The sequence below is a fragment of the Serratia sp. CY84636 genome (genome assembly GCF_052166245.1).
Classification (GTDB): domain Bacteria; phylum Pseudomonadota; class Gammaproteobacteria; order Enterobacterales; family Enterobacteriaceae; genus Serratia; species Serratia nevei.
The window spans coordinates 190,736-208,500 of record NZ_JBJNOX010000006.1; the positions used below are offsets into that span (position 1 = coordinate 190,736).

Here is a 17,765-nt window from a genome sequence, read left to right on the forward strand (position 1 = left end):
TACCCTGCTTTCGGGCAAGGTATCTCTCTCTTCGGTGGCTAATGCCGCATCAGGGCTTATCGCTGATAAATGCAGTTAAATCCGCGTGCATCTTTTTAAGCGATGGTTCATCCAAGTACGGCATATGCCCGGTGTCATACCAATAGAAACGGATATTGTCGCGTAATTTGGGCGACACGGGCAGATGGCTCATCTCATATTTGGCGACGAAGTAAGGGGTGGCCAAATCGTAAACCCCACCAATCACCATCACTCTCATTGTCGGGGTCATTTTCATCACCCGCGACAGGTTCGGCAACACGTTAAATGATCTGTCCCGGCTGTTGCTGGACATGTTCCAGTCATAGACCTCATCGGAAAATGCGCGATAGTTTTGGTCGGCGCTAAAATGCAGCGTTTTGCCAAGATAATTGTGGAATTGCGCGACGTAGGCGGAAGTAATGGCACTGACGTTGGGATCGTAGTTGGACGTTTCAGCGATATTATCCAGCGACGGCCCACGATAGCGGGTATCGATTCTGCCAATGGTCTCGTCCTGACTGCGCAACAGTTGCTTGGCGAAGACCGGTCCACTCAGGCGCAAATTGGCTTTGAGCCAATAATCGGCCGGAATGCCGGTAAATTGGTAAAGCTGCTCGGCGAGCGTTTGGCGATCTTTTTCAGGCAGATTGGCACCTTGCAGCAAGGCTTGGGCATAAGTCCCCAGCGCAAACTGCTCGGCCTGGTCTAACAGGGTTTTCAGGCTCGGGTGCTTGCCCGGCAGCCGCTGGTGGTACCATGCGCTGGCTGCGTAGGTGGGGAGTGCCAGATAGTAAGGTTGATCGACGCCGGGGTTTTGATTGGGATCGTCGACGTTATTGTCGTAGTTCAGAAACTGCGACATCAGGATAATACCGTTAAGATCGATATTCTGATTTTTTAGCGTCTCGGCCAATACCACCGAGCGGGTAGTGCCGTAGCTTTCACCCAATAAATATTTAGGTGAGTTCCAGCGTTGGTAATGCGTTAAAAACTGAACGATAAATTGAGAGAAAGCCTGAGCATCGCCGTTGACGCCATAAACGTTGCTGGCACTCTGTGATTTTTGCTGCGCTCTCTCCGGCTGGCTGGCGGCACTGCTGGAAAAGCGGCTGTAACCCGTTCCGGGGGCATCGATAAACACCAGATCGCTGACGTTGAGCAGGCTGTATTGGTTATCGGTGAGTTGGTAAGGCGCCAGCTGTGTTTTCTCTGGCTGAGTAGCGATAACCCGTTTAGGCCCCAGCGCCCCCATATGCAGCCAAAGCGAGGCGGAGCCCGGCCCGCCGTTGTAGATAAAGGTAATCGGCCTGCTCTCGTTCTTATTCTCATCCTTTTTGAAATACGCAACATAGAACATGCCGGTCACGGGATCTTCCGGATCCTCTTTACTCAATTCCAGCACCCCGGTTTGCGCCTGATAATTGATTTTTACCTGGTCGACCGTGATCGCGCCTTCAGTAGCCACGGCTTGATCGGCCATCGGGGCCGGGGCATGTTCGGTGCGGGGCGCATCCTGTGTGGGATTGGCGGCGGAAACTCCGGCGGTGAATAAAGAAACGGCAGTGAGAAAACCGATTAAAATTCTGTCCATTTGAATTTTATCCGTAATGAAGTGAGAGATTACTTTAAACGCGGCTCATTAAACCAGGGTAAAACAGCGGGAAGCGTACAGAAAAGCGGCAAGGGGAAGGCCCCTTGCCTGCAGGATCATTTCACATAGGTAAAGGCGGTGGTGACGTGCTTCACGCCGCTCACCTGGCTGGCGATCTGCGCCGCCGACTGCCCTTCCTGTTGGGTGACCAGGCCCAGCAAGAACACTTCGCCGTTTTCGGTGGTGACCTTCACGTTGGATGATTTCACCGTATCGCTGGTGAGCAGCTGCGAACGCACCTTGGTGGTGATCCAGGTGTCGGAGGACGCGGTGCTCAGGCTGACCGGCGTGCCCTGACGGATTTCGTTATACACTTCGGTCGTGCCTTCCACGCCCATGGCGATCTGCTTGGCGCGCGCGGTGAGATCGGCGTTAGGCGACTGGCCGGTCAACAGCACTTTGCCCTGATAGGCGGTGGCGACCACCCGGGCGTCTTTCTTCAACTGCTGGTCTTTGCTCAGAGCGCTTTCGACCCTGGCTTCCAGCGTGCCGTCATCCACCTGGGTCCCGACGCTGCGCGGGTCGGTGGCGGTTTTGGTCGCGACGGCCGCACTGCCGACGACGACGCCGGCGATACAGCCTTGCAACAGCAGGGCGCTGGACAGCACTGCAAATGTGGCTTTTAGCTTCATCTCAGTTCCTTAATCGTCCTGGTGGGGGAATAACGTATTGTCTATCAGATCGCACAGGCAGTTTACGGTCAGCATATGCATTTCCTGAATGCGCGAGCTGCGGTGCGACGGGATGCGGATCTCGACATCCTGCTGGCCGAGCAACCCGGCCAGCTCGCCGCCGTCGTAGCCGGTGAGCGCGACGATGGTCATATCGCGCGTGACGGCCGCCTCGACCGCTTTCACAATATCACGGCTGTTGCCGCGGGTGGAAATCGCCAGCAGCACGTCACCGGTGTGCCCGAGTGCGCGCACCTGCTTGGCGTACACTTCGTCGTGCAGTCGATCGTTGCTGATCGCCGTCAGCACCACGTTGTCGGCGTTGAGGGCGATGGCCGGCAGGCTGGGGCGCTCGGTTTCAAAACGGTTGATCATGCTGGCGGCGAAGTGCTGCGCGTTGGCCGCCGAGGTGCCGTTGCCGCAGCACAGGATTTTGTTACCGTTGAGTAAGGATTGAACCAGCGTCATCGCAGCGCGGGAAATGGCGTCCGGCAATGCTTCCGCCGCCGCGATCTGGGTTTGGATGCTTTCGGTAAAACAGACTTTAATTCTATCCAGCACGTTGTATTAATCCACTAAGTCAAAGGGCCGGTCTGCGCCGCAAAACCCCGATTAATCCGCATTGAAGGCGTTGGGTATCCATTCTAACTGGCTACCGGTAATGGCCAAAACATCAAAACGGCAAGATGATGTGTCAAAACTGGCTCCGCGCCCCGCCAGCCAGACGGCGGCGGCATGCAGCAACCGCTGTTGTTTGCGAAAGGTGACGCTGGCGGCCGCGCCGCCGAAGGCGTCGTTGCGGCGGTAGCGCACTTCGACGAACACCCAGGTGGCGCCGTCGCGCATGATGAGGTCGAGCTCACCGCCGCGCACCGCGACGTTGGCGGCGCAGAAGGTGAGTCCGGCGTATTCCAGGTGACGGCGGGCCAGTAACTCATAGCCCGCCCCTGAGGCGCGTGGGTTCAAGAGACCGGAACGACCGTACCCTGACGGTATTGCAGCCAAGGCAGTTTGCGGTTGATCACGCAGTTCGGCGACGCGCTCAGCGTACCGGTGGTGCCGGAAACCTGGAAGCCCGGCAGCTGGCGCATTTCAGCAAAGTGGTTGGCCAATGTCCAGGCATCCATCCCCATCGCATACAGGCGCACCAGCGAGTAGTCGTTGCGGAAGCGCGCGCTGGCCTGCTGCAACAGCTGAGGGTTTGAACCGGCCAGCAGCGGGATGTCGCTGAACTGCAGGCCTTCCATTTCCAGGCGGAAGTCCGGGCCGGCACCGGCCTGATAGCTGCGCGAGCTGGCGTACATCGCCGGCTTGCCGCGCGAGCTGGTGGCCATGTCGATCATCGGTTTGATCAGCGTCAGCTGAGACTGGGTGGCGACGATATACACCGCGTCGACGCTGCCGCCGGTCGCGGCGGGCACGTCGCTCGGCGGCGCAGGAATAGTCAGCCCGGCGATGGTCACGCTCTGCGGCGCCGGGGCGCTCGATATCGGCGTACCGGTCATGCGGATGCCGCCGCTGTTGACCATCTGGCGCAGTTCGCCGGCAGAGCCGATGTCCTGACGCAGCACGGTTTGCCCGCCTTGCTTCTGCCATTCCTGGTTAAAGGCCTTGGCGACGCGATCGCCGAAGGCGCCGCGCGGCACCAGCAGCAGCGGTTGACGCTTCTGCTGTTCCCAGATGTGGCGGGCGGCGTCGCGCGCTTCATCTTCCGGCGACAGGGCGAAGTAACAGATGTTCAGGTTGTCCTTCGGCGTTTCCGGCTGGTTGAGCGCCAGCACGTTCAGCGTGGTGGTGCTGGCGGACAACTGATCGACGTTCTCTTTCAGCAGCGGCCCGACCACCAGGGTGGCGCCATCCTGCTGCGCCTGGCTCAGCAAGGCGGCCAGCGGCTGGCTGGTGGTATCGTACACTTTGACCTGTGCGTTAGCGGCCTGCAGCGGCGTTATCGGCGCACTGGACGGCGCCGCCGGTTGCGCGGCGGTCACCGCAGGCTGGCTCTCTTGCGCCGAAGGGCTGACCGCGCCGTTGGCGTTGATGTCACCCGTGGCGGCCTGATCGGCCGGCGCCGTTGGGGCCGGTGCGCTGGCCGGTTGCGCGGCTTGAGGCTGCGGCGCCGGCATGGAACCGCCGTTTTTCGCCGCTTCGAAGCCTTGCTGGATGGCGTCGGCGAACACTTTCGCTTGGCCGTTCAACGGCAGCAGCAGGGCGATTTTCGAGGTGGAGGCCTGGGTGAAGTTCAGCACCTGGTTCAGGCGAGCGGGCAGCGTTTTGGCCGCCGGGTTCTTCGGATAACGGTTCTGCCAGTCTTTGATGCCGGCCTTCAGCAGATCGGGATCCTGCTTGTTGTCCTGATAGACGCGCAGCAGATCCAGCCAGCCTTGCAGCACGTTCTCGTCGGCGTTGATCACCAGGCTGTTCATCTCCTGCGGCGTCAGCTGCAGCAGCGCCTGCCAGGTCTGATCCAGGTTGTCCTGGTGCGGTTTGCCGGTCAGCAACGGCTCCTGAGCGATATAGGCGCGGATCAAGGGCAGCGACGCTTTGCCCTGATTGGCGGCAATCTGCGCCTGGTAGTAGCGCACCTTCTGATTCGGCGACAGCGAAGCGCTGTCCAGATGGCCCAGCGTGCTGCGGGCGCTGACGTAGCTCTTGTTGGCGATCTGCAGTTCGGCGGTCAGCAACTGGCGTTCAGTCTGCTGCGCACCGCTGAGGTTTTTCGGCAGTTGATTCAACTGGTCGCCGGCCTGCGGCAGTTTTCCTTCACGCAGCAAGGCGCGAATAGCAAGTAATTGCCAGTCAGCCTTGTTATCATCGCTGCTTTGCTGCAACTGCTGCAGGTAGTAATCGGAGCTGGCGCTCGCTTCGTCCTGTATATTGGCGGGCGGCGTTTGCGGGGCCCGACTTGGACAGCCTGCCAGGAAAAGGGCGGCCGCGATGACTGCGGTAAGTCGGACAGGCTTGGAACGCCCTGCTTTGGTACGAACGAATGTTGAGGAAAGCATACTGTATCCAGTGATGTTTTTTTCAAGATGCTCAATATTAAATCGGCAACCCGGATGAAACAATGAATCAACACCAACAATCAGTCATTTCTGCATCAACGCTGTATGTGGTGCCCACCCCCATCGGCAATTTGGGCGATATCACTCACCGGGCGTTAGAGGTACTGAAAAGCGTTGATCTGATCGCGGCGGAAGACACGCGCCATACCGGATTGCTGCTGCAACACTTCGCGATCAACGCGCGTCTGTTCGCGCTGCATGACCACAACGAACAGCAAAAGGCCGATCAGCTGCTGGCGAAACTGCAGGAAGGCCAGAGCATCGCGCTGGTGTCCGACGCCGGCACGCCGCTGATCAACGATCCCGGTTATCACCTGGTGCGCCGCTGCCGCGAGGCCGGCATTCGCGTGGTGCCGCTGCCGGGCGCCTGCGCCGCCACCACCGCGCTGTGCGCCGCGGGCGTCGCTTCCGACCGCTTCTGCTACGAAGGCTTCCTGCCGGCGAAAACCAAGGGGCGCAAGGATACGCTGATGGCGCTGGCGGAGGAACCGCGCACGCTGATTTTCTACGAATCCACTCACCGCCTGCTGGAAAGCCTGCAGGACATGGTCACCGTCTGGGGCCCGCAGCGCTATGTGGTGCTGGCGCGCGAGCTGACCAAAACCTGGGAATCTATCCACGGCGCACCGGTGGGCGAGTTGCTGGCGTGGGTGCAGGAAGATGAAGTGCGCCGCCGCGGCGAGATGGTGCTGATCGTCGAAGGCCACAAGGCGCAGGAGGATGCGCTGCCGCTCGAGGCGCTGCGCACGCTGGCGCTGCTGCAAAAAGAGCTGCCGCTGAAAAAGGCGGCGGCGCTGGCGGCGGAAATCCACGGCGTGAAGAAAAATGCGCTGTATAAGCACGCGCTGGAGCAACAACAGCCGTAAAGCGGTTGACCTGCCGCCGCCGCGACGCTACTATCCGCGCCGGAGTTGACCAGACAGTCGCCGCTTCATTGCCGTCCTCTTCGGGGAGACAGATGGAGGGGAGGAAAGTCCGGGCTCCATAGGGCAGGGTGCCAGGTAACGCCTGGGAGGCGCAAGCCTACGACTAGTGCAACAGAGAGCAAACCGCCGATGGCCCGCGCAAGCGGGATCAGGTAAGGGTGAAAGGGTGCGGTAAGAGCGCACCGCGCGGCTGGCAACAGTTCGTGGCACGGTAAACTCCACCCGGAGCAAGGCCAAATAGGGGTTCACATGGTACGGCCCGTACTGAACCCGGGTAGGCTGCTTGAGCCAGTGAGCGATTGCTGGCCTAGAGGAATGACTGTCCACGACAGAACCCGGCTTACCGGTCAACTCCCTCGACAAAAGAAAACCCCGCGCAACGTCAGTTGCGCGGGGTTTTTCGTTTTCCGGTCGGCTTACACCGGCAGGTCAATCAGCAGCGCGCGCAGCGGGGTCTCGGCGCGGATCGTCAGGCGATTCTCCTCGCGCACGAAGGCGCCGTCGCCGCAGGTCAGGCGCTGCGCTTCGTGGCGCTCGCCGGTGGCGGCGATGGTGCCGTGAATCGACTGCAAATAGGCGCGCGGCCCGTTAATCGTCAGCGTTTGTTCTTCGCCCGGCTGCAGATCGAGATGGTGGATCCAAACCTGCTGGCGCAGCTGCAGGCTGCCCTGCGCGCCGTCCGGTGAGGCCAGCAGCAGGTTGCCCGCCGCCGGCAGCGTCAGGCGCTGCACCCGCTCGTTGTTGCGTTCCGGGCAGGCGTCCAGCCACAGCTGCAGGCGGGTCAGCGGCGTATCGCTGCTGACGTTCTGTTCGCTGTAGCTCAGGCCCGGCTGGGTGGCCAGCAGCAGCGCTTCGCCGGCTTTGGCGCGCGCGGCGTTGCCGTCGCTGTCGCGGTATTCCGCCTCGCCCTGCAGGATCAGGTTCAGGATATCCACGCTGGGATAGGTGCGCGGCTGGAACGACGCGCCCGGCGCCAGCACCTCCTGATTCAGCACCCGCAGCGACGCATAGCCCATCAGTTTGGGATCGAAGTAGTGACCAAAGGAAAAGGTGTAGCGAGCCTGCAGCCAACCAAAGTCAGCTTGCCCGCATTGTTGTGCTGTTCTGCATGTAATCATGGCAATCGGCTCTCTAAATTCATTATCCAAATGGTAAGCATCTGGACGTCGGATTGTTAGCCAGTTAATCTGGTCGGCATATTCAAATTTCCTGACAGAGGGATGTGATGGCCAGAGATCGGGCGCTCACGCTTGAGGCGCTGAGAGTGATGGACGCGATCGACCGCCGCGGCAGCTTCGCCGCGGCCGCCGACGAATTGGGCCGGGTGCCGTCGGCGCTCAGCTACACCATGCAAAAATTGGAAGAAGAATTGGACGTGGTGCTGTTCGACCGTTCGGGCCACCGCACCAAGTTCACCAACGTGGGGCGCATGTTGCTGGAGCGCGGGCGGGTGCTGCTGGAAGCGGCCGACAAGTTGACCACCGACGCCGAGGCGCTGGCGCGCGGTTGGGAAACCCACCTGACTATCGTCAGCGAAGCGCTGTCGCCGCCGAGCCTGCTGTTTCCGCTGGTGGACAAGCTGGCGCTGAAGGCCAACACCCAGGTGTCGATTTTCACCGAAGTGCTGGCGGGCGCCTGGGAGCGGCTGGAGCAGGGGCGCGCCGACATCGTGATCGCGCCGGACATGCATTTTCGCGCGTCGTCGGAGATCAACACCCGCAAACTGTACAAGGTAATGAGCGTTTACGTCGCCGCGCCGGATCATCCTATCCACCAGGAGCCGGAGCCGTTGTCCGAGGTGACCCGCGTGAAGTACCGCGGCATCGCGGTGGCGGATACCGCCCGCGAGCGCCCGGTGTTGACCGTGCAGCTGCTGGATAAGCAGCAGCGTCTGACGGTGAGCACCATCGAAGACAAGCGTCTGGCGCTGCTGGCCGGGCTGGGGGTGGCGACCATGCCATATCCGATGGTGGAGAAAGATATTGAGGCCGGGCGGCTGCGCGTGGTGGGGCCGGAATACAGTCGCGAAGCCGATATCATCATGGCCTGGCGACGTGACAGCATGGGGGAGGCGAAAGCCTGGTTCCTGCGCGAAATTCCGCGCCTGTTCGCGCAGCGCTAAGGTCGGTGGGATGACATCCCCTTGCCGGGCGGCAAGGGGATTTTTTTTGTCTTAGCCGAAGAGCCGATCGCGGCCGTGCGGCTCGTCCAGATCCTGCGCCGGCCCGATGGAAATGATGCCGTGCGGGTTGATGGTGGCGTGGCTGCGGTAGTAGTGGTTGCGAATGTGCGGCAGGCTGACCGTGTCGGCGATGCCCGGCATCTGGTAGATGTCGCGCAGGAAACCGTACAGGTTCAGGTAGTCGCTGATGCGGTGTTTATCGCACTTGAAGTGGGTGACGTACACCGGATCGAAGCGCACCAGCGTGGTCCACAGACGCAGGTCGGCTTCGGTCAGCCGATCGCCGGTCAGGTAGCGGTGCTGCCCCAGGATCTGCTCCAGGCGCTCCAGCGCGTTGAAGACCCCGTTGACCGCTTCGTCATACGCTTCCTGGCTGGTGGCGAAACCGGCCTTGTACACGCCGTTGTTCACCTGATCGTAAATCCAACCGTTCAGCTCATCGATTTTGCCGCGCAGCTCGGCCGGGTAGTAATCGCCCGCGCGGGCGCCCACGCTGTCAAACGCGCTGTTGAACATGCGGATGATGTCGGCGGATTCGTTGCTGACCATGGTTTGCCGCTGTTTATCCCACAGTACCGGCACGGTCACGCGCCCGCTGTAGTGCGGATCGGCCTGCAGGTAGATCTGATACAGGAAGTCGGCGTGATACAACGGATCGCCGGTGGTTTCAGGAAAATCCTGGCCGAAGGTCCAGCCGTTTTCCAGCATCAGCGGGTGCACCACCGAGACCGGAATGATCTGTTCCAGCCCTTTCAGTTTGCGCATCAGCAGCGTGCGGTGCGCCCAGGGGCAGGCGAGAGAAACGTACAGGTGATAACGGCCCGCTTCGGCCTGGAAGCCGCCCGCGCCGTGTTCGCCCGGCTGACCGTCGGCGGTCACCCAATTGCGAAACTGAGCGGTTGAACGTTTGAAACGGCCGCCGGTAGATTTCGTGTCATACCAGATGTCTTGCCAAACGCCATCGACGAGTTGTCCCATGGGAATCTCCTTGGTGTCCGAGTGAAAAGCGACAGGGCCCGGCATGCCGGGCCCTGAATGACAGTTTAGATTACCATTTCTTGTTCAGAAGGCGGTCGATGCTGAAGCCGCCCGGGCCTGCAACCGCCAACACGATGAAGCCGCCGGCGATGGTCAGGTTTTTCATGAACATCAGCTGGTTTACGCCTTCCGCAAAGTCAGTGTGGAACAGCAGCGCGGTCAGAATGGTGAAGCCGGCAGTGAACAGCGCTACGGTGCGGGTCAGGAAACCGAACAGGATCGCCAGACCGCCGCCAAATTCCAGCAGGATGGTCAGCGGCAGCAAGAAGCCAGGCACGCCCATCGATTGCATGTACTGTTGGGTACCGGCATAAGCGTCACCCATTTTGCCGTAGCCTGCCACGATAAACAGGATTGGCATCAGAATACGAGCAACCAGCAAACCTGTATCTTCTAATTTTTTCATCATCTACTCCAAAGTGTTTTTGTGCGCCTGTTCGGCGGTAGTCATATCAACGGGCGGTATATCGGGTCTCTCACCCTGTCCGGCCCATATCGTATTGATGGAGTGAATGTTAAGCGGGAAGTGCTCAGGTTGTTAGCAAGTAAAACTGTCGTAATTTTTCAAAAAATCTGAATCTTTAGCGTGCTAATAAACTGACGCTGGTCAGCAGGTTGCCCGGCCCTCGGGATAAGCAGCGCTGTTTTAGGGGGAAAACGAGGGCGGAGCAACAGGATGTTTGAAGGAAAGGCGTGGGGCTTACTTGGCGGAGAAGGTCTTTTTAAACAGGCGGATAGCGCTCCAGGCACCGAAAGCGCGGCGCGACCAGCGGATCATCTTGCTGGGGTGGCGAATGCCATACAGCGCCATGACGCTGGAACCGAGCACCAGATAGCGGCGCAGGCCAAACACCGTCTGCCAGCCGCGGTCGATGCGTTCGGTCTTCTCCAACCACAGAGACTTGTGTTCGGCCAGATCCAAGCGTTGCTGCTGGATCTGGCGAATCAGCCTCTCTTTTTTCCATTCCAGGTAGCGGCGGCGGCTCATGGCTCGCGCTCCAGTTCGGCGCGGTCGAGTTCCAGCTGCTTGCGCGTGGCGCCGAGCAGCGTGGTGCGACGGGCCTTGACCAGCGTCCAGATGGTGCCGACCACGGCCAGGAACAGCAGCACGCCGGTCGTGGCGCCCAGCGCCACCAGCCGGTAGACCGGATCGATGGCCCAGAAGATCAGGATCAGCAGGCTCATCAAACCGAAGGCGGTGAACAGCAGCGTCATACCGGCCATGATCAGCAGCTGAATGAGGTTGGCTTTCTCCTCTTCCAGCTCGACCACCGCCAGCCGGACACGGGTTTCCACCATGCCGACCAGGATCGTGATGATGCGCTGACCGATATCCAGGACCCCTTTAGCGGGGCCCTGCGCGCGCACTTGCGGTTGTTCAGCCATGATTAACGACGCGCGAGCAGCACGCCCAGCACGACGCCGACCGCCGCGCCGATACCGATGCCGGTCCACGGGTTGTCGCGCACGTAGTCGTCGGCCTGACCGGCGATCTGTTTGGTTTGCGAAGCCAGCTTGTCACCGGCGTCGCTCAGGCGAGCGCGGCTCTCTTTCAGCGCGCCTTCCGCTTTCGAACGCAGCTTCTCCAGCTCGGCTTTCGGCTTATCGGTGGAGGAGTTCAGCACTTCCTCCAGCGTATCGGCTAAGGACTTCAGTTCAGCGCGTAAGTTTTCTGCATTTGAATCATGTGCCATGTTATTATTCCTTAACGTTTATTTCGACAGACTTTTAACATAGCGGATTTTTTCGCCGGAGCAAAGGGGTGATGGCCAGCAGATAACACCAGGCATCAATTCCATATGCTTAAGAAATCCCGTGTGATGGGGCTCTCATCGATAAATCCGCTGGTGTAAAAAAATTATTCCGCCTGGGCGCGTTTCAGCTCAGCCTGCGCTTCCGCCAGCTTTTGCTGCTTCTTGGCGACCTTATCCAGCTTGCCGGTTTGCTGCGCTTCTTTCAGTTCCTGCCGGCGCTCGTCGACCTTGCGCTGCTTCTCCGCGATATTTTTCTGGCGTTCGGCCTGCAGGCCGGCTTCGGTACAGTGAGTCTGCACTTCGCTCAGCGCTTTTTTCAGCCCGTCCACGCGGTGGGTGTTGCCGTGTTGGGTGGCGTAGTCGATTTGCTGCTGGATGTCTTGCGCTTTGGCGGCGCAGCCGCCCTCAGCGGCCGAAGCGAGCGACGGCAGCGTGCAGAGTGGCAACAGCAGTAACAGTGAATGGCGTAATTTCATCTTTCAGTTCCTTTTCATGGGATGCCTGAACAGGCATCCGCTTTCCTGACTGCCGAAGGCGGCAGCGTGAGAGGAGGGCGTTCATCGCCGGCTGAAGTTACCCTTCAGCATAGTCATGAAACCGGCGTGCCCCCAAAGAATCAGCCGTGACTTAGTGCCGACTGATTGATTTTTGAGCTAATCGATGCGAATGAAAATGAAGATAATGGCAATGAAAGGAAACCCCTTCATATGAAGGGGATTATCCCAGATTGAGTGGGGAACGCGCAAATTCGCGTACCCAGTGCGACGGCACGGGGGACTCGCTCAACGCGATGTGGTAACCGGGCGGCAGGATGGTTTGCAGCGCTTCGCGCGCCAGCAATTGCTGCTCCGGCGAATCCAGACGGATGACCAGGCCATCGCCTTCCGGCGTAATGCTTTTGATGCGGATGCCGCGCTCATCCAGGCGCTGATAGACGTAAAAACCGTCGGGCAGCGACAGCCCTTGCTGGCTGGCGCGAATGCGCAGCTCGCTCTCGGTGCGCACCATGCAGGGCACCAACAGCGTCGCCAACGCCAGCAGGGCGAGCGCGATCATCAAGACGTATTGCCAGCACGGGCGCTTTGCTGTCACGCCCCTTTCCCCGGATTCTGGCTGCCGGCGCGTTTTTTGCGCCACAGCACGATCAGCGAGCCGACCAGCCCGACCACCAGCAACACCAGCGGCAACATCATCAGGCAGAACATCAGCTGATCTTCATACTTGCGGAACACCGGGGTTTTCCCCAGCGCGAAACCCAGCGTCGTCAGGATCAAGACCCACAGCAGGCCGCTCATCCAGTTGAAGAACTGGAAGCGCGCGTTGCTCAGGCCGGACAGGCCGGCGATGGTCGGCAGCAGGGTGCGCACGAAGGCCAGGAAGCGGCCGACCAGCAGGGCGGAAAGCCCGTGACGGTGGAACAGGTTGTGAGCGCGCTGATGGTAGTGGGCCGGCAGGTGCGAAAGCCAGCCTTGCACCGTTCGCGTATTGCCGAGCCATCGGCCCTGTATATAGCTGACCCAGCACCCCAGGCTGGCGGCGACGGTCAGGATGACGATGGTCAGCGGGAAGCCCATGGTGCCTTTGGCGATCAGCACGCCGACCAGGATCAGCAGGCTGTCGCCCGGCAGGAAAGCGGCCGGCAGCAGGCCGTTTTCCAAAAACAGGATCATGAACAGCAGAATGTAGAGGGTCCACACCAACGAAGGGTTCGCCAGCGTCTCAAAATCCTGCTGCCACAAGGCATGTATCAGTTCTTTAATGATATCCATCCGGTGTTCCTAAAACGTCATTGTTTATTTTTATCTCAGCGGCGGAGCGGGCGTGGGCTGAAAGCGCGCGGCGATCCTGAATGCTGATAACGATGAAACGGCGTTGCTTTAAGATTTCTAAGCGGTGCGACACCGGTCATAGGTGATAAGTCAGCGTGCCACGGTACTGCATGTTGCTTTCTTTCCAGCCGGCCTGCCGGCTCTGTTGCCTGGAGGCGTCCAGCGTCCAGTCGACCTGGGCAAGCCGGTTGGGGGCCGGGGTGTCCTGGCGGGGGAAACGAATTCGGTAGCCCGGCTCTGCGGCCAGGGTATAGACCGGTGCCGTCAGGGAGGACGCGAGCAGCGAACCGGGGAAAGAGTGCGCTCTGGGCAGCAGCAGCGGCAACTTGCCGGGGGCTTTGCGGCGCGCTTCGGCCGGCGCCCGATACACATGATCATAGGGGGAAAGCGCCGGCTCCGCCAGCAGCGGCAGGCTGCTCAGCGCACTGGGGGTTGGCTTGGATGACGCCACGCATAGCTGTTGGCCGGAGACCGAACCGGTCCAGCAGAAAACAGCAATCAGCATGGCAAACAACCAGCGCATTTATTCGCGTCCCGCCCCCGCAGCAATGGGTAAAAAAGTGGGCTAACTCTACCAAAATAGCACGATTGGCAACAGGGAAATCTACGTTGCCGACGGTGAAATAGTACACGGCAAACGGCGGTTCCGGCATCGATTCAGCGGATTTTACATTACCTGACATAAGCCGACGGTTTTTGACCGCCGGGGCTATTTCGGCTCGTGGCTCACGCCATCCAGATGCACCACCGGATTCTCGGCGAACAGGTAGCGATCGGCGTTGTATTCAAAGTCGTCGCTGGTGGCGTTAAACAGCATCTGCTTGGTGTTTTCCAGGTGCTGCCACATCGCCAGTTTGGCGGCGTAAGGATCTTTGCGCATCAGCGCCTTGAGGATCTGATCGTGATCGTCGCACCAGCTGGCGATCGAACGTTCGTCGATATGCTCGTGCAGTTTCTTCCAGTAAGGGTTGTTGACCCGCTGCACCCACATTTTTTCCACGATGGTGGCCATGGCGGTGTTCTGGGTGGCCAACGCCACCTGCACGTGGAACTTCAGATCCCACTGCGAGTCGCGGAAGCGATCCTCTTTGCGGGCGTGCTCCTGGATCTCCATCAGTTGCACGATATCTTGTTTGGTCACCTGGGTGGCGGCGAATTCGGCGATGTTGCTTTCGATCAGCTGGCGCGCCTGCAGCAGCTCAAACGGGCCCGCGGTGGCGAACTCGATGCTGTCGCCCGGCACCACCAGGTGTTTTTGCTGGTTGGACACCACGTGGATCCCGGATCCCTTGCGCACGTCCACATAGCCTTCCACTTCCAGCATGATGATCGCTTCGCGCACCACGGTGCGGCTGACATTCATCTCTTCGGCGATGTATCGCTCGGCCGGCAGCTTGTCGCCTACCGGGTAGCGGCCGCTTTCGATACGTTGCTTAAGCTCGGCGGCCAGTTGCTGATACAGGCGTCTGGTTTCGGTGAATTCCATAGTGAATGCTCTATACGGTGCGGTGGGAGGGGGCGCGTGGCCATCGGATTTGTTATACCACTTATTCGGCACCGCTGCCAGAGGAGCAAAAGGCCCGGCCCGGCGCGGCGGCCGGGCGGCGGGATCAGCTGCGCGCCGGGGCCGGCTGCAGCGTGGCGGGTTGAGGTTCGGCGGCCGGGCGGTTTTGCAACACCGTCCAGATGACGATGGCGCCGAGAATGTCGAAAACCGACAGCGCGGCGAACAGCGGACTGAAGCCGAGGGTGTCCGCCAGGGCGCCGACCACCAGGGCGAACAGCGTGCTGGCGGTCCAGGCCGCCATGCCGGTCAGGCCGTTGGCGGTCGCCACCTCATTGCGGCCGAACACGTCGGAAGAGAGGGTGATCAGCGCGCCGGACAGCGCCTGATGGGCGAAGCCGCCGACGCACAGCAGCGCGATAGCCGCATAAGGGCTGGTGAACAGGCCGATCATGCCGGGGCCGATCATCAACACCGCCCCCATCGTCACCACCAGCTTGCGCGAGACGATCAGATTGACCTTGAAATACTTCTGGAACAGCGGCGGCAGGTAGCCGCCGACGATGCAGCCGAGATCGGCGAACAGCATCGGCATCCAGGCGAACATGGCGATCTCTTTCAGATTAAAGCCGTAGGCCTTGAACATGAACAGTGGGATCCAGGCGTTGAAGGTGCCCCAGGCCGGTTCCGCCAGAAAGCGCGGCAGCGCGATGCCCCAGAACTGGCGGTTGCGCACGATCTGCCAGGCGGACATCTTTTTGGCGTTTGAGGTCTGGTGCTGCGCTTCCTGGCCTTCGAGGATGTAACGACGCTCTTCCTGGCTCAGTTTCTTCTGATCTTTCGGGTGCTTGTAGAACAGCAGCCAGCAGATGGCCCAGATCAGGCTCAGCACGCCGGTGATGATGAACGCCATCTCCCAGCTGTGCGCCACGATGGCCCATACCACCAGCGGCGGGGCGATCATGCCGCCGATCGACGAACCGACGTTGAAATAGCCGACGGCGATCGAACGCTCTTTGGCCGGAAACCACTCGCTGCTGGCCTTCAGCCCGGCGGGGATCATCGCCGCCTCGGCCATGCCGACCGCGCCGCGCGCCAACGCCAGTCCGCCCCAGCTGTTGGCCAGCGCGGTGCCCATACAGAACACCGCCCAAAGAATGGCGAACATGGCGTAACCGACCTTGGTGCCGAGCACGTCCAACACATAGCCCGCCACCGGCTGCATCACGGTGTAGCAGGCGGAATAGGCGGCGACGATATAGGAATACTGCTGGGTGGTGATGTGCAGCGTATCTTCCAGCGTCGGCGCCGCCACGGCGATGGCGTTGCGGGTCAGGTAACCCAGCACGGTGCCGACGGTCACCAGCCCGATCATGTACCAGCGTAACCCTTTAATTTTACGCATCCGAAATGTCTCCCCGTTTGAAGGTATGGCCGGCGATGCGGCTGGCGAGACAATAACCTGTCATACATGTTTAAAAGTTGAGTGATATCACAAAAGGAATTATTCGCCTGAGCGATACTGTCGCCGGTGAAATAGGGCGTTTATGCCGCACATTTGCCGTAAAAACGAGTGAAAAAGGGATTGGAGGACAGCAAAACGGCAGATGGCGGGAAAAATTTGCTGGACGCTCGCTAAAATTGGTGTGATAACTTTTGTGATTCGATCCCTGTGCCGCACGGCAAGTAAGGTAAGGAGCCCGAGATGGCGACGTTTTTGAGCGAAGATTTCCTGCTGGACAGCGAATTTGCCCGGCGTTTGTACCATGACTACGCGGCGCAGCAGCCGATTTTCGACTACCACTGCCATTTGCCGCCGCAGCAGATTGCGGAGAATACCCGCTTCAGCAACCTGTACGATATCTGGCTGCGGGGCGATCACTACAAATGGCGGGCGATGCGCACCAACGGCGTGGCGGAGCGGCTGTGCACCGGCGATGCGGGCGATCGCGAGAAATTCGACGCCTGGGCCGCCACGGTGCCGCACACCATTGGCAACCCGCTCTATCACTGGACGCACCTGGAGCTGCGCCGGCCGTTCGGCATCACCGGGACGCTGCTGTCGCCGAGCACGGCGGATGAGATCTGGCAGCGCGGCAATGCGCTGCTGGCGCAGGATGAGTTTCGCGCGCGCGGCATCATGCGGCAGATGAACGTGAAAATGGTCGGTACCACCGACGATCCGATCGACGATCTGCGCCACCATCGGGCGATCGCCGACGATCATAGCTTCGATATCAAGGTGTTGCCGAGCTGGCGGCCAGACAAGGCCTTCGCCATCGATGCGCCCGGCTTCAATGACTATCTGCGGCAGCTGGAGGCGGCGGCGGACACCGCCATCGGCCGTTTCAGCATGCTGTGCGACGCCCTGCACAAGCGTATGGATCACTTCGCCGCCCACGGTTGCAAGGTGGCCGACCATGCGCTGGACGTGGTGGTGTTCGGCGAGGCCGATGAAGCGACGCTGGATGCGATCCTGCTGCGTCGCCTGAACGGCGAGCTGCCGACGCCGGAACAGAGCGCGCAGTTCAAAAGCGCGGTGCTGCTGTTCCTGGCCGGCGAATACCGGCGCCGCGGCTGGGTGCAGCAATATCACATCGGCGCGCTGCGCAATAACAACAGCCGCATGTTGGCCGCCGTCGGGCCGGATATCGGCTTCGACTCGATCAACGATCGGCCGCTGGCGGAGCCGCTGTCGCGGCTGTTGGATGCCCAGGCGCGGCAGGGCGGCCTGCCGAAAACCATTCTCTATTGCCTCAACCCGCGCGATAACGAAGTGATCGGCACCATGATCGGCAATTTCCAGGGGGAAGGCACGCCGGGCAAGATGCAGTTTGGCTCCGGCTGGTGGTTCAACGATCAGAAGGACGGCATGCAGCGCCAAATGACGCAGCTGGCGCAACTCGGGTTGCTGAGCCGCTTCGTCGGCATGCTGACCGACAGTCGCAGCTTCCTGTCGTATACGCGCCATGAATACTTCCGCCGCATCCTTTGCCAGATGATCGGCCGCTGGGTGACGGACGGCGAAGCGCCGGCCGATATCGCGCTGCTGGGCGGGATGGTGAAAAACATCTGCTTCGACAACGCCAAAGACTATTTCGCCATTGACCTGGCGTAGCCGTTATCC

Annotated in this window: 20 protein-coding genes and 1 other RNA gene; 4 read left to right on the forward strand and 17 right to left on the reverse strand. The window is 60.4% G+C overall.

Annotation, left to right across the window (positions count from 1 at the left end; genetic code table 11):
• Positions 1-49: 49 nt before the first annotated feature.
• The 5 genes from ACJ8QI_RS17910 to ACJ8QI_RS17930 all read right to left on the reverse strand — a co-directional run bounded on the left by ACJ8QI_RS17910 (position 50) and on the right by ACJ8QI_RS17930 (position 5,345).
• Positions 50-1,612, reverse strand: coding sequence for a S10 family peptidase (locus ACJ8QI_RS17910; RefSeq protein ID WP_442532890.1), 1,563 nt, complete (start codon positions 1,610-1,612; stop codon positions 50-52).
• 116 nt (positions 1,613-1,728) lie between these two features.
• Entirely contained in the window at positions 1,729-2,304 is a 576-nt protein-coding gene (dolP, locus tag ACJ8QI_RS17915) for a division/outer membrane stress-associated lipid-binding lipoprotein (protein WP_004937101.1), read from the reverse strand.
• Positions 2,305-2,313: 9 nt separating this feature from the next.
• Positions 2,314-2,904 (reverse strand): DnaA initiator-associating protein DiaA, encoded by a 591-nt coding sequence (diaA, locus tag ACJ8QI_RS17920; protein WP_004937103.1) that lies wholly within the window; start codon positions 2,902-2,904, stop codon positions 2,314-2,316.
• Between the two features lie 51 nt (positions 2,905-2,955).
• A complete protein-coding gene (locus ACJ8QI_RS17925) occupies positions 2,956-3,309 on the reverse strand; it encodes a YraN family protein (protein WP_089186488.1) in 354 nt (117 codons plus the stop codon).
• The gene (locus ACJ8QI_RS17930; RefSeq protein ID WP_060424690.1) at positions 3,306-5,345 is read right to left on the reverse strand and encodes a penicillin-binding protein activator; all 2,040 of its coding nucleotides are present in this window, start codon (positions 5,343-5,345) and stop codon (positions 3,306-3,308) included. Before ACJ8QI_RS17930 ends, ACJ8QI_RS17925 begins: the two co-directional genes overlap by 4 nt.
• A 62-nt stretch (positions 5,346-5,407) precedes the next feature.
• Here ACJ8QI_RS17930 and rsmI point away from each other — a divergent pair, with 62 nt between their 5' ends.
• Together rsmI and rnpB are read left to right on the forward strand one after the other, a co-directional pair.
• Positions 5,408-6,271 carry a 16S rRNA (cytidine(1402)-2'-O)-methyltransferase gene (gene rsmI, locus ACJ8QI_RS17935; protein WP_004937108.1) on the forward strand — a complete coding sequence of 288 codons (864 nt, stop codon included), beginning with the start codon at positions 5,408-5,410 and terminating at the stop codon, positions 6,269-6,271.
• A 41-nt stretch (positions 6,272-6,312) separates the two neighbouring features.
• Positions 6,313-6,690: RNase P RNA component class A (rnpB, locus tag ACJ8QI_RS17940), an RNA gene on the forward strand.
• A 57-nt stretch (positions 6,691-6,747) separates the two neighbouring features.
• On the opposite strand, the gene ACJ8QI_RS17945 is transcribed toward rnpB, so the two are convergent.
• On the reverse strand, positions 6,748-7,449 hold the full coding sequence (locus ACJ8QI_RS17945; protein ID WP_060424694.1) for a pirin family protein: 702 nt from the start codon (positions 7,447-7,449) through the stop codon (positions 6,748-6,750).
• A 107-nt stretch (positions 7,450-7,556) separates the two neighbouring features.
• Between ACJ8QI_RS17945 and ACJ8QI_RS17950 the strand changes: the two genes are divergently transcribed.
• On the forward strand, positions 7,557-8,453 hold the full coding sequence (locus tag ACJ8QI_RS17950; protein ID WP_004937113.1) for a LysR family transcriptional regulator: 897 nt from the start codon (positions 7,557-7,559) through the stop codon (positions 8,451-8,453).
• 51 nt (positions 8,454-8,504) lie between these two features.
• Here the strand turns inward: ACJ8QI_RS17950 and ACJ8QI_RS17955 are convergent, their stop codons facing one another.
• The 11 genes from ACJ8QI_RS17955 to ACJ8QI_RS18005 all read right to left on the reverse strand — a co-directional run bounded on the left by ACJ8QI_RS17955 (position 8,505) and on the right by ACJ8QI_RS18005 (position 16,043).
• Positions 8,505-9,491: a glutathione S-transferase family protein gene (locus ACJ8QI_RS17955; protein ID WP_442532891.1), complete on the reverse strand. Its 987-nt coding sequence runs from the start codon at positions 9,489-9,491 to the stop codon at positions 8,505-8,507.
• Positions 9,492-9,561: 70 nt separating this feature from the next.
• Positions 9,562-9,957: a DoxX family protein gene (locus ACJ8QI_RS17960; protein WP_004937119.1), complete on the reverse strand. Its 396-nt coding sequence runs from the start codon at positions 9,955-9,957 to the stop codon at positions 9,562-9,564.
• A 294-nt stretch (positions 9,958-10,251) separates the two neighbouring features.
• Complete coding sequence (locus ACJ8QI_RS17965; RefSeq protein ID WP_004937121.1) at positions 10,252-10,539, reverse strand: YqjK-like family protein; 288 nt, start codon at positions 10,537-10,539, stop codon at positions 10,252-10,254.
• The gene (locus ACJ8QI_RS17970) at positions 10,536-10,937 is read right to left on the reverse strand and encodes a phage holin family protein (RefSeq protein ID WP_015379160.1); all 402 of its coding nucleotides are present in this window, start codon (positions 10,935-10,937) and stop codon (positions 10,536-10,538) included. The genes ACJ8QI_RS17965 and ACJ8QI_RS17970 overlap by 4 nt, the downstream gene beginning before the upstream one ends.
• Positions 10,938-10,939: 2 nt before the next feature.
• Positions 10,940-11,245, reverse strand: coding sequence for a DUF883 family protein (locus ACJ8QI_RS17975; protein ID WP_060424699.1), 306 nt, complete (start codon positions 11,243-11,245; stop codon positions 10,940-10,942).
• A gap of 164 nt (positions 11,246-11,409) precedes the next feature.
• On the reverse strand, positions 11,410-11,781 hold the full coding sequence (locus ACJ8QI_RS17980; RefSeq protein ID WP_084827508.1) for a DUF1090 domain-containing protein: 372 nt from the start codon (positions 11,779-11,781) through the stop codon (positions 11,410-11,412).
• Positions 11,782-12,022: 241 nt separating this feature from the next.
• A complete protein-coding gene (mzrA, locus tag ACJ8QI_RS17985; RefSeq protein WP_442532892.1) occupies positions 12,023-12,397 on the reverse strand; it encodes an EnvZ/OmpR regulon moderator MzrA in 375 nt (124 codons plus the stop codon).
• A complete protein-coding gene (locus ACJ8QI_RS17990; RefSeq protein WP_049198505.1) occupies positions 12,394-13,074 on the reverse strand; it encodes a DedA family protein in 681 nt (226 codons plus the stop codon). The genes mzrA and ACJ8QI_RS17990 overlap by 4 nt, the downstream gene beginning before the upstream one ends.
• Before the next feature lie 136 nt (positions 13,075-13,210).
• Positions 13,211-13,657: a hypothetical protein gene (locus ACJ8QI_RS17995; protein WP_149571325.1), complete on the reverse strand. Its 447-nt coding sequence runs from the start codon at positions 13,655-13,657 to the stop codon at positions 13,211-13,213.
• A gap of 186 nt (positions 13,658-13,843) precedes the next feature.
• Complete coding sequence (gene exuR / locus ACJ8QI_RS18000; RefSeq protein WP_033636102.1) at positions 13,844-14,620, reverse strand: transcriptional regulator ExuR; 777 nt, start codon at positions 14,618-14,620, stop codon at positions 13,844-13,846.
• 124 nt (positions 14,621-14,744) lie between these two features.
• On the reverse strand, positions 14,745-16,043 hold the full coding sequence (locus tag ACJ8QI_RS18005; RefSeq protein ID WP_084827510.1) for an MFS transporter: 1,299 nt from the start codon (positions 16,041-16,043) through the stop codon (positions 14,745-14,747).
• Between the two features lie 300 nt (positions 16,044-16,343).
• On the opposite strand from ACJ8QI_RS18005, the gene uxaC reads away from it, so the two are divergent.
• Complete coding sequence (gene uxaC, locus ACJ8QI_RS18010; protein ID WP_060424706.1) at positions 16,344-17,756, forward strand: glucuronate isomerase; 1,413 nt, start codon at positions 16,344-16,346, stop codon at positions 17,754-17,756.
• Positions 17,757-17,765 lie beyond the last annotated feature (9 nt).